8 protein-coding genes and 1 pseudogene are annotated in these 11,185 nt (G+C 37.6%); 5 read left to right on the top strand and 4 right to left on the bottom strand.

Annotated features, from left to right (window positions below):
* Nucleotides 1-271, top strand: a pseudogene (locus tag Q0505_RS03085) (cyanophycinase); the annotation flags it as partial.
* A 41-nt stretch (nt 272-312) separates the two neighbouring features.
* Here Q0505_RS03085 and Q0505_RS03080 read toward each other — a convergent pair.
* Nucleotides 313-1,245: an isoaspartyl peptidase/L-asparaginase family protein gene (locus tag Q0505_RS03080; RefSeq protein ID WP_299208656.1), complete on the bottom strand. Its 933-nt coding sequence runs from the start codon at nt 1,243-1,245 to the stop codon at nt 313-315.
* A gap of 65 nt (nt 1,246-1,310) precedes the next feature.
* On the opposite strand from Q0505_RS03080, the gene Q0505_RS03075 reads away from it, so the two are divergent.
* From Q0505_RS03075 to Q0505_RS03065, 3 genes are all read left to right on the top strand, one after another.
* A complete protein-coding gene (locus tag Q0505_RS03075; protein WP_299208654.1) occupies nt 1,311-1,466 on the top strand; it encodes a hypothetical protein in 156 nt (51 codons plus the stop codon).
* 29 nt (nt 1,467-1,495) lie between these two features.
* The gene (polA, locus tag Q0505_RS03070) at nt 1,496-4,339 is read left to right on the top strand and encodes a DNA polymerase I (RefSeq protein ID WP_299208652.1); all 2,844 of its coding nucleotides are present in this window, start codon (nt 1,496-1,498) and stop codon (nt 4,337-4,339) included.
* Nucleotides 4,340-4,997: 658 nt separating this feature from the next.
* The gene (locus tag Q0505_RS03065; RefSeq protein ID WP_299208650.1) at nt 4,998-5,804 is read left to right on the top strand and encodes a tellurium resistance protein TerC; all 807 of its coding nucleotides are present in this window, start codon (nt 4,998-5,000) and stop codon (nt 5,802-5,804) included.
* Nucleotides 5,805-5,917: 113 nt separating this feature from the next.
* On the opposite strand, the gene Q0505_RS03060 is transcribed toward Q0505_RS03065, so the two are convergent.
* Entirely contained in the window at nt 5,918-6,463 is a 546-nt protein-coding gene (locus tag Q0505_RS03060) for a hypothetical protein (protein ID WP_299208648.1), read from the bottom strand.
* A gap of 100 nt (nt 6,464-6,563) precedes the next feature.
* A complete protein-coding gene (locus Q0505_RS03055) occupies nt 6,564-6,746 on the bottom strand; it encodes a hypothetical protein (protein WP_299208646.1) in 183 nt (60 codons plus the stop codon).
* A gap of 136 nt (nt 6,747-6,882) precedes the next feature.
* On the opposite strand from Q0505_RS03055, the gene Q0505_RS03050 reads away from it, so the two are divergent.
* Entirely contained in the window at nt 6,883-8,403 is a 1,521-nt protein-coding gene (locus tag Q0505_RS03050) for an O-antigen ligase family protein (RefSeq protein ID WP_299208644.1), read from the top strand.
* On the opposite strand, the gene Q0505_RS03045 is transcribed toward Q0505_RS03050, so the two are convergent.
* Entirely contained in the window at nt 8,398-11,103 is a 2,706-nt protein-coding gene (locus Q0505_RS03045) for a DUF5916 domain-containing protein (RefSeq protein ID WP_299208642.1), read from the bottom strand. The two genes, Q0505_RS03050 and Q0505_RS03045, sit on opposite strands and share 6 nt — an antisense overlap.
* Nucleotides 11,104-11,185 lie beyond the last annotated feature (82 nt).

Genomic DNA, 11,185 nt, shown 5'->3' with positions numbered 1-11,185 from the left:
AGTCGCCAAATTCCCAAAATATTACGGAATAGGGCTAGCAGAAGATACTGGGCTTGTGGTCAAAAACGGTACTATTGTAGAAGTGATAGGCTCTGGAATGGTCATCCTGTTTGATGCTACAAAGCTGAAACACAATAACGAGAAAATACTTGATAAAGGTACGCCTATGTCTTTGGTTAATTTAAAAACGCATGTGCTTGCAAATGGAGATCGATTTAATATTAAGAAAAAGAAAATCAAAATCCTCCCTATTCATGCTCCTTTTGTATAGTTTTAGCCTTTAGTCTATTTTTAGATTTTAGATTTTAAAAACTATTCTTTATAAATAGAAATTTCGGTAGTTCCCAAAGAACTTTTCTTAGCTCTATACATTCCTTCTGTATTAAAAGGCATCGCAATATTACCATGCACATCTATAGCAATTAATCCGCCGTCACCCCCTATCGCGACTATTCTTTTTTGAATCACCTCATCGGCGGCATCTTGGAGTGACATTCCTTTGTATTCTATAAGACAAGAGACATCATACGCCACAACGCCACGAATAAAAAATTCTCCACTCCCTGTACAGCTTACGGCACAGGTTTTATTATTTGCATAATTCCCAGCACCTATCATAGGACTATCCCCTACACGACCCCATTTTTTATTAGTCATCCCACCTGTAGATGTGGCTGCAGCTATATTCCCATCATAGTCCAATGCTACGGCACCTACAGTTCCAAATTTACTATCCTTTTTATCACTATGATCCAATTGAAAATTGTCACTATCCTTTATCGCTAACCATTGTTTATATCTAAGATCATCGTGAAAATAAGCTGCATCCTCTAGCGTAAACCCGTGATCTTTTGCAAATCGCATGGCACCGTCTCCTGCTAAGAATACGTGATCACTTTTTTCCATCACACCTCTAGCCAACGAAACAGGATTTTTAATACCTGTAATCAATGACACGGCACCAGCATTCAACGTATTTCCTTCCATAATAGCTGCATCCATCTCGTGAGTCCCTTCGGCGGTAAAAACACTTCCCTTTCCAGCATTAAATAACGGCGAGTCTTCTAACGCTTTTACAGCAACCTCTACCGCTTCAACAGCCGTACCATTGGCATCAAGAACAGCATATCCTTCGTCTAAAGCAAATGCAAGAGCGTCTTTATAATTTTTCTCTTTTTCAGAAGTCATAGCGCCTTTAAGTAACGTTCCGGCACCTCCGTGTATAGCAAGAGCAATTGGTCTCATCATGTTTTATTTAAGAGTCGAAAAATACAAATAGCATTTTGATTATGATCCCTACATCTATAAATATGTCAACGAAGTTTTTCAACTTATCAACAGTATTGCCATTTCTGCGATCATCTCCTTACATTTGGAAATACTTAAAAATTCCGCTTTCGCGAAAGCTTACTAAAGACAAACACTTTTCCATAGTGATTATGGGATTAAGTGATGATACTAAGTAAGCTTTCGCAGAAGCGTAAAAACAACGACAGTGACTAACACAGAAGAAAATACTCAAAAAAGACTTTTTTTACTAGATGCGTACGCACTCATTTTTAGAGGCTACTATGCACTGATCAAAAACCCAAGAATTACCAGTACAGGTATGGACGTGAGTGCTATCATGGGCTTTACCAACAGTCTTTTTGATGTGATACGAAGAGAACGTCCAGACCATCTTGCGGTAGCTTTTGACAAGGGAGGAAGCAGTGCTCGCGTCGAAGCTTTCCCAGAATACAAAGCAAATCGTGATGTAACTCCCGAAGCCATAAAGATTGCGGTACCACACATCAAAGAAATTCTCAAAGCGATGCATATTCCTTTTGTAGAACGTGAAGGTGTAGAGGCAGATGATCTGATTGGAACGCTTTCCAAACAAGCGGAGAAAGAAGGATATAAAGTATATATGGTCACACCAGATAAGGATTATGCACAATTGGTCTCTGAAAATATATTTATGTACAAACCCGCCCGTATGGGAAATGGGATTGAAATTTGGGGAATCCCAGAAGTACAAAAACGCTTTGAAGTAGAACACCCAGAACAGGTAATTGACTACCTTGGAATGATGGGAGATGCCAGTGATAACATTCCTGGACTTCCTGGTGTAGGTGATAAAACTGCCAAAAAATTTATTGCTGAATACGGCTCTATGGAAGGCTTGCTTGCCAATGTAGATAAGCTGAAAGGGAAGATGAAAGAAAAGGTAAAGGAAAATGCTGAACTCGGACTCCTTTCAAAACAACTGGCAACGATTATGCTGGATTGTGATGTGATTTTTAATGCCAAAGACTATGAACTTTCTGAACCCGATGCCGAAGCCGTTGGAAAAAAGTTTGAAGAATTGGAATTTAGGCGTATGAAAGATCAGTTTATTAAAATCTTTTCTGAAGAAGCGACGCCTATTCCTACAGCAACAGACACCAAAAAACAACCTTCTAAACCTTCGGCAGGAGAAGGACAGTTTTCGTTATTTGGTGGAGATGGAGATGCCATTTCAGAAAGTATGGAGGCAGCTTCTACACGTAAAACGATTACCGATACGGCTCATTTTTATCAGAATGTGGATAGTCCGCTTTCGCGAAAGCTATTTTTAAATAACCTCCTCCAGCAAACTTCTGTTTGTTTTGACACAGAAACTACAGGCCTTGATCCGCTCGTGGCAGAACTAGTTGGAATTGCCTTTTCTTGGGAAGTAGGTAAAGGGTTTTATATTCCCTTTCCAGAAGATCGAGAAGAAGCGCAAACACTCATCGAAGAACTGCGCCCATTTTTTGAAGCTAAAGGCATCGAGAAAATTGGACAAAACTTAAAATACGATCTTAAAGTCCTTGCCAAATATGATGTGACGGTCAAAGGAAAATTGTTTGATACCATGCTCGCGCATTACCTCATCAATCCTGATATGCGTCATAATATGGATGTGCTGGCAGAGACTTATTTGAATTATACGCCTGTTTCGATTACAGAACTCATTGGGAAGAAAGGGAAAAATCAACTCTCTATGAGAGCTGTCCCAATAGACCAACAAACGGAATATGCGGTAGAAGATGCAGATGTGACCTTACAACTTAAAAAGCATTTTGAAAAAGAACTAGACGAAGCTGGAACTCGTAAACTTTTTGACGAGATTGAAATTCCGTTACTACGCGTTCTTGCTGCGATGGAACTGGAAGGTATTAATCTTAATGTCGATTTCCTTAACGAACTTTCTACAGAACTAGATGCAGATATCACGCGACTGACTTCAGAAATATATGAAGCCGCTGGAGAAGAGTTTAATATCAGTTCGCCAAAACAATTAGGAGAAATCCTTTTTGATAAAATGAAACTGGTAGACAAGCCTAAGAAAACCAAAACAGGACAATATTCAACTGCAGAAGATGTACTCTCTTATCTTGCCAAAGATCATGAGATCATTCAGAAGATTTTAGATTATAGAGGTCTTACTAAATTAAAGTCGACGTATGTAGATGCCTTACCCACACAAGTAGGCACAGATCAACGTGTACATACCGATTATATGCAAACGGTGGCTGCGACGGGACGATTAAGTTCTAACAATCCGAACCTCCAGAATATTCCGATTCGTACAGAACGAGGTCGTGAGGTTCGTAAAGCATTTATCCCTCGTGATGAAAATCACACCTTACTCGCTGCCGATTATTCTCAAATAGAATTACGGATTATCGCCGCATTGAGTGAAGAAGAAACAATGATTCAAGCATTCCAAAACGGAGAAGATATTCACGCCTCTACCGCTGCCAAAGTCTTTAATGTACCGCTAGACGAAGTGACTCGTGAGCAACGTAGCAATGCAAAGACTGTAAACTTTGGGATTATCTACGGGGTTTCTGCGTTTGGACTGAGTAACCAAACCGATCTCTCCCGATCTGAAGCCAAAGAACTCATAGAAACCTATTACAAAACCTATCCTAAATTACGTAACTACATGAGTGAGCAAGTAGACTTTGCGCGCGATAATGGCTATGTAAAAACAGTATTGGACAGGCGTCGGTATTTAAAAGACATCAATTCTGGAAATGCCATTGTACGAGGCGCTGCCGAGCGTAATGCCGTCAATGCCCCAATACAAGGAAGTGCCGCAGATATTATTAAAGTAGCAATGATTAATATCTACAATAAATTAGAAAACAGCGATTACAAAACGAAGATGCTTCTACAGGTTCATGATGAATTGGTGTTTGACGTTCCAAATAGCGAAGTAGACGTTATGAAAACCCTCATCAAAACCGAAATGGAAAATGCCTTTAAAATGGCAGTACCACTGGATGTAGAAGTTGGTCTTGGACAAAACTGGCTGGAAGCGCATTAAGAAATACGAGGAGCGAAGTACGAAATACGAGGGAAGAGGGACGAAGTTTTAACTATAGAAAGGAGAGTAAAGAATATAGAGCATAGACTCCTTTTGATTATACTTAAATAGTTTTCCGCTTTCGCGAAAAAGTACACTACAGTCATTTCTCTAGAACGAGGTGCGAGCCAGCCCGCTGATAGGTAGGGAATTGCATAACAGTGGCACATTCTGAAGTTGAATAGAAAGCGAATTGATTTTAAAAGAAAAGAGATCATAGAATATAGAGAATAGACTTCATATAGGTAAATAAGTGATTTTAGATCAATACATTGTGGGTATTTTAAATGGTATCGAAGTTACGTAAAGTGAATACCTAATCTGATTTATTAAGTGGTTTCCGCTTTCGCGAAAACTTATATTAGCATATTTCGCCAGAACGAGGTGCGAGCCAGCCCGCTGGCAGGTAGGAAATTGCATAACCTTATTCAAGCCTAAAACAGAACGCAAACACTTTCCTCCTATGAAGGAGGGATTGAGGGAGGTGAAAAACAAAAAATAGAGTAACACTCTAAATTAGAGTACTACTCTATTTTCATCTGAATCCTAAAATTCCATTTGCCCCACCGTAATAAACTAGTATATTTAGGGCGACTTAAAAACCAATCAACATCAATTCATGGAAGGACTATTTACCCTCGACAGTTTATTTACTTTATTAATGCTTGTTCTATTACAAGTTGTTTTAGGGTTTGATAATCTTTTATACATCTCATTAGAGTCTAAAAAAGCACCTTCTGACAAGCAAAGCTACGTACGTAAGCTAGGTGTAGGGATGGCTATTGTATTGCGAATTGTATTGCTCTTTATACTCATGTCTGTGATACAATATTTCCAAAATCCTTTTCTATCATTACAAGGCAACGGAATCTTAGAATTTGAATTTAATGTACACAGTCTTATTGTATTGGGTGGAGGCGTCTTTATTATCTACACAGCTATTAAAGAAATTTGGCACATGATGTTACTTAAAGAACACGAGGCAACAGAAGTCAAGAAAACATCTGTTAGAAAAATTATCTTCTGGATTGTGATTATGAACCTCGTATTCTCTTTTGATTCTATCTTAAGCGCCATGGCACTTACTAGCGATATGGAAAGCTTCAAAGGACAAGTAATCTTAATGTCTATCGCAATCATTGCAGGAGGTGTCCTCATGATCGTGATGGCGGACAAGGTCTCTAACTTCCTTCAAAAAAACAGAATGTATGAAGTACTAGGACTTTTTATCCTTCTTATTGTAGGGGTCATGTTACTCTCTGAAGGCGGTGAAATTGGAAAATTAGAACTTTTTGGAAACCCAGTCACACACATGAATAAGACCACTTTCTACTTTGTTATTATTGTACTTGTACTCGTAGATATTGTGCAAGGGAGATACCAGAAAAACCTATTAAAAGCTAAAGAAGAAGGGGATAGTCATTAAGAGTTCGCTTCTGCCTCTCGGCGAGGCAAGTCTGCAAAAGCGTAAAATAAAAACCCTGATAAACAACTAATTATCAGGGGTTTTTTATGAATGTTTTTTATGGTACAGACGTTTTAAATACGCACATAAGTAGCTACAACATCTTCTGTTACAGTTGCTGTCCCTTCGCCTTCCACAATCTCAGCAATAAACCCTTGTGAAATAGTAAACGTTAAAGAACCATCAGAGTTGAAATCTGAGCTAATAGCACCGTTTTGAGATCCTGTAGAAATTATCACTCCATCACCATTTCGTTGCCAAGTAAAACTTGTAATATCGTTCTCGGTCTCGCAATTTACCGTCTGTGTATAAGTTTCGTCACCATTTATAATCTCGACATCTACGGAAATATTAAGAAAGGATGTTGACGTGAAAAATCCATTATTACCTTCATTAAAGGTTAACGTTTGATTTTGATAACAATCAGTTTCTATCAAAAGATCATTTGAAGAGTCCCCATCACCATCGAGATCATAACTTGTTTGAGTTACAAATGAAGTAAGTCTAAAAGTTCCTTCTATAGAATTATTGTCTACTGAACTTCCAGCATCATCATCACTAGAACAGGAAACCGTAACAGCTAAAAGAGTTATTGTTAAAAATTTAAAAAAGTTTTTCATAACACTAAAATTGATTTAAAAAGTTAAGCTGGCAAAAGAATACAATTATCTAGAGACAAGACTCTTATTTAACAAAAGTTTTAGATTGTAATACTAAGGATCATAGATAAATAGTATCTTCACGTTCTTGTGAGTTTTCAGTTTTTATGAAATCATATTCCATAGCTCTCTTTTGCGGTGTTTGTATAGTGATCATCCCTATGATTATCGTTCCAAATCTTATAGATGATGGGCTGTTACCCCGATTTACGGCACTTTCTACTTTTTTATTGATATTCTCCATCGTTTATTTCAAAAAACTCTCTAAGGAGTTGTGGACTCGCACAAATCTTGTAGATTATTTGCTTCTTGCTTTTTTCGGTATACACCTTCTCTCTATAAGTTGGTCTCAAAATAACGCTGAAGCCATTTTTAGCACTATGAGACTTGGATTATTTGTCATTCTCTACTTCTTTTTTAAGTGGTTGTTCAACTACCATAAAGAACAAGCAGTAACAGCTATTACAAGAAGTGTTTGTGCTTTAGGTTTAACACTAGGAATCTTGGCTGGTCATCAATTATACCTTGTCTTTTTAGACGTAGGGTTTGACCGATTTACAGTGGCGCCTGTAACGGGTCTTTCTGGAAATAAGAATATACTAAGTGGCACCTTATTTATGCTCCTGCCTTTTCTGTTGCTTGGTGCTTATCGTTCTGAGAAGAAAATACGCTGGCTGTATATACTAACGATACTACTACTCACTTATATCTTATGGCAATTGAGGACTCGTTCCATTCTAATAGCAACACTTGTTTTCTCTATCATGGCACTTTTATGTTATTGGTATGGGGCTTACAAAAACAAGTTCGCAAAAACGGTATTGATAGCAATCCCAAGTATAAGTGTTGTCCTATTTTTCATGCTATTCTTTTTAGGGTATTTGTCAGAGGTCTCAGAATTTCTCCAATTGAAAGCTGGGAGTAAAACAGGAACTTTAGCTGAACGTTTTGTGATTTGGGAAAAATCTATAGAATTATATAAACAACATCCTTTTTTGGGAGTTGGGTCTGGCAATTGGAAAATCGCATTTCCTGAGGTTGGTCTTGAAGGTTTATCCAGGGCTGAACAAACAACTACATTTTTTGCCAGACCTCATAATGACTGGATACAAATACTATGCGAGACAGGTATTATAGGGGGTCTTCTTTGGATCAGCATCTGGATATCTCTATTCTGGAAAAATAGTGTCATTCTAGGTTCTTCAATCATACAAAAACAAGTGATTCAAAGATCGCTTATCCTTGCGGGAAGTATAGGCTTTGCTGTTTTTAGTGCATTCAGCTATCCATTAGAACGTATAGAATTTATCATACTTCTCGCTTTATACATTGCTTTTTTAAACCACCGATTAACTTCAAAAAATAAATCGAAAAAAATTCATACACATCGTATTTTCTTAATAACTACTATTGCTTTTTTAGGAATAGCCTCTGTGTATGGCTTCTTAAGAATACAGCGAGAATATTTTATAAATGCCATTAAAGATAAAACTGTAAAAAACCAACAGATTTTTAACTCCGATTATTATCACCCAACGATATATTCTATAACACCTATTGGTATTCCTGTCAAGTATTATGAAGGAATCTCCTACCTACAAACAGCTGATTATAATAGTGCGATCAAAGCTTTCCAAGAAGCATTATTGATAGCTCCTAATGACCTCCCGACTCATCTTAATATAGGGGTCTCTTATTTTAGAAGTGATCAGACCGAAAAGGCATTGTATCACTATCATACAGCATTAAAGATTTCACCAAAACATCAAAATGTATTATTTAACACAGCGGCTTTATATTATAAACTAAGAGACAAGCAAAAAGCACTAGAATATCTCAATAAAGTGCAAGACGACTATCCAAGAAAAAAAGAATTTCTGGAAGCTGTTTATCAACTATAATACAAACCGATACGTCCACTTTACTAAGAACGTATTTCTGATTTGTTGTCCCAAAATTTGTTGATCTGCGGCATCAAAAAGACTCGCATCCGTACTACTATTCCCCTCTATCCCTTGGGACCAAACCAAGAAGAGTTCTGAGCCAGGAATGTATTCCCAGCGCATGACCAAGTTTGATCTAAACTGCACAAAATTAAAATCTGGATCTCCAAAAGCATAATCGGCGGTGCCATCTTCATCTTCATCAATCACGTACGATCCATTCTGAAAATTAATCTGATTATTATTATATAATGTGATACGATCTCTCAAAAGCTCAGCTTCACTGTTTGCTACATAATTAAACTTTGTATAACTTCCTTTTGCGATAAAAGGTTGTGCGTAGTATTGTATTGTGAGGTTAGGGTTGATATTATAATTTACACGCAAGGTGGTGCTTAAGGTTTCTTGATCTATAGCTCCCGTAATATACCGTGTGCCAAATTGAGCCGGCGCATACGTTTGCTGAGATACATATTGTGTTTTATTAGGATTTGTCTCATATTCTGTTGATAAGTTAAGACTTAAAGCATCTAGCGGTTGCCAGTTAAAACGTACGACATATCTTCTAAGCTGAAAGTTGCTTTCTCGCGCTTGAGAGTACACATAACCTAACACTGCCGAAAACTTTTTACGCTGATCTGTTCCAGCAAATAAAAAACCAAAATTCTCATCACTAAATCGCCAACGAGGGCCTCCTCTCAGGAACGTATTAATGAAAATACGAGGCTTATGTCCAAAACCTATTTCAGTAAACCAATTATTCATCCAATTGATATTTCCTTGTATATCATATTGAATACGATTATAATTCCCTTGAAAATCAAAAGTAGTAAATTGATTAAAGTTTAATTGAGCTCTGCGATACCAGCTTGTTGGCTTTAAAAACAAATATCGTAACCAAGCACTTTGACGAATCTCATCTGCTTGTCGTAAAAAGCCAATATCATTTAACTCTAATTCTGGAGATCGCCATGCAAGGCTATTCCCATAACGCCAATTACCACCTCCATCTTTCCCTATAGCAACACGACCTCCTGTTCCTGTAAGTGATGTTCGCGTAGGGTCTACTTCCACATGGTCTGCATCTACCCTATTAAATAAATGCTGAATAGATTGTTGTGTGTTTGTAATTGCTTCTTGAGATCCCGTTACATTACTAAATAAAAATTTACCATCTACAAAGTAATTACGGTTTTGCCAAGTATGCTGCGCATCAATCCCGCCTGTAAGTGCTTTGTCATGAAGGAAAGGTAAGTTTTGATCTAGCGTACGATCTGTATAGGTAAAAAGCGCACCTACAAAAGAATTTCGATCATTAAGATCTTTTTGTAAACGTACCACGCTATAGCTCGTTAATGGCTCTACGAGTTCTTTTCGATTGGTTCCTAAATTTCCTTCCTCTTCTAATACGTCTCTTACTTCTGGACGCTCATCTACTTTTATTTCTGAAAATTCGTTGGCTGTAATACTTTGTAATGCACCAATAGACCAACCATCATTGGTTTTTCCACTAAATTTTGCTGCTCCTAAAATTGTAGAATTAACAGGTATATCTTGAAACTCTCCTTTACTTCGATTCGCGGTAGAAAATCCTTGCGGACTCCGTCCTATACGTCTTGAAAAAAATAAATTGTCTTGACTCCCATTTAATCCTAATTGAAAAATATTAGCATTCTCCACAAAAAACGGTCGTCGTTCCTGAAAGAAAATCTCAAATCCGTCTAATGCAATCGCACCTGGATCTGCATCTACTTGTCCAAAATCTGGGTTTACGGTAAGATCCAAGGTAAGATCGTTTGTGATGCCGATTTTTGCATCTATTCCACCATTCAATCTAAAATCATCACCATCTCTAAAAGGATTACCTGGTTCTGCTTCAAACGTATCATACTGTCCCACCAAGAAAGGCTGAATTTCCAGTTGTTTTTGCGGTTCTATATTTTTTAAACCTCGTAATTCTCCAAAATTACTTACCCAACCATTAGCATCTTGAGGCACACGTTGCCATACATCACGTTCTTCATTTCTAAAAAAACGTCTATTAATTTGTAATCCCCAGATTTGCTCTTCGGCTTTTCCAAATTTAAGCTGGCTCAATGGTATTTTTGCCTCGGCAGTCCATCCTTCTTCATCTATATGACTTGCAGCATACCAGATAGGATTCCAACTAGAATCAAAATTCCCATTATTTGAGATAAATTCGTCTCCCTTTACACCAGAAGCAGAAATCGTAAATGAAAAACCAGAACGGTCATCATTATAACTATCTATATTAATTTCTACCCAATCCCCTGGAAAGTCGTCTCTACGTCCCATTCGCTGCTCTATTTTATCGGGTTCTGTATCATAAGCGCGCCATGCTACGTATAGAAATTTTTGATCGTAGGTAATTTTAAATTTAGTCTCCTGAGCTGGAGCCGTATTCTCATCAGGTTCGTTTTCTACAAAATTGCCAGCCCATGGCACAGCATTCCAAGCGGCTTCGTCTATAATTCCATCTATAACAGGTGGTGTTCCTTCATACGCATTTGTTGTATATATTCGTTTGGGAACTATGGTGGTGGTTTTTGTAGAATCTGTTTGTGAGTACGCTTTCGCGAAAGCGGAAACACACAAAATAAAAGAAAAAAGAACGGCTCGTTGATTGATTGATTGCATGATTGATGATTAGGTTGTTCCTTTAATGACCTTTAAACTATAAGTGATGTGACACAATTTTATACTTTTTAAGAATATCTTA

Source organism: uncultured Dokdonia sp. (assembly GCF_937910895.1).
Classification (GTDB): Bacteria; Bacteroidota; Bacteroidia; order Flavobacteriales; family Flavobacteriaceae; genus Dokdonia.
The sequence above is the reverse complement of the archived record's forward strand: the minus strand, read 5'-3'. Positions and strand labels throughout refer to the sequence as shown.

Coding starts and splice junctions, on each gene's coding strand:
- Q0505_RS03045 (WP_299208642.1), bottom strand. CDS start 11,103: ATGCAATCAATCAATCAACGAGCCGTTCTTTTTTCTTTTATTTTGTGT.
- Q0505_RS03075 (WP_299208654.1), top strand. CDS start 1,311: ATGTCAACGAAGTTTTTCAACTTATCAACAGTATTGCCATTTCTGCGA.
- Q0505_RS03060 (WP_299208648.1), bottom strand. CDS start 6,463: ATGAAAAACTTTTTTAAATTTTTAACAATAACTCTTTTAGCTGTTACG.
- Q0505_RS03080 (WP_299208656.1), bottom strand. CDS start 1,245: ATGAGACCAATTGCTCTTGCTATACACGGAGGTGCCGGAACGTTACTT.
- Q0505_RS03065 (WP_299208650.1), top strand. CDS start 4,998: ATGGAAGGACTATTTACCCTCGACAGTTTATTTACTTTATTAATGCTT.
- Q0505_RS03055 (WP_299208646.1), bottom strand. CDS start 6,746: ATGGAGAATATCAATAAAAAAGTAGAAAGTGCCGTAAATCGGGGTAAC.
- Q0505_RS03050 (WP_299208644.1), top strand. CDS start 6,883: ATGAGACTTGGATTATTTGTCATTCTCTACTTCTTTTTTAAGTGGTTG.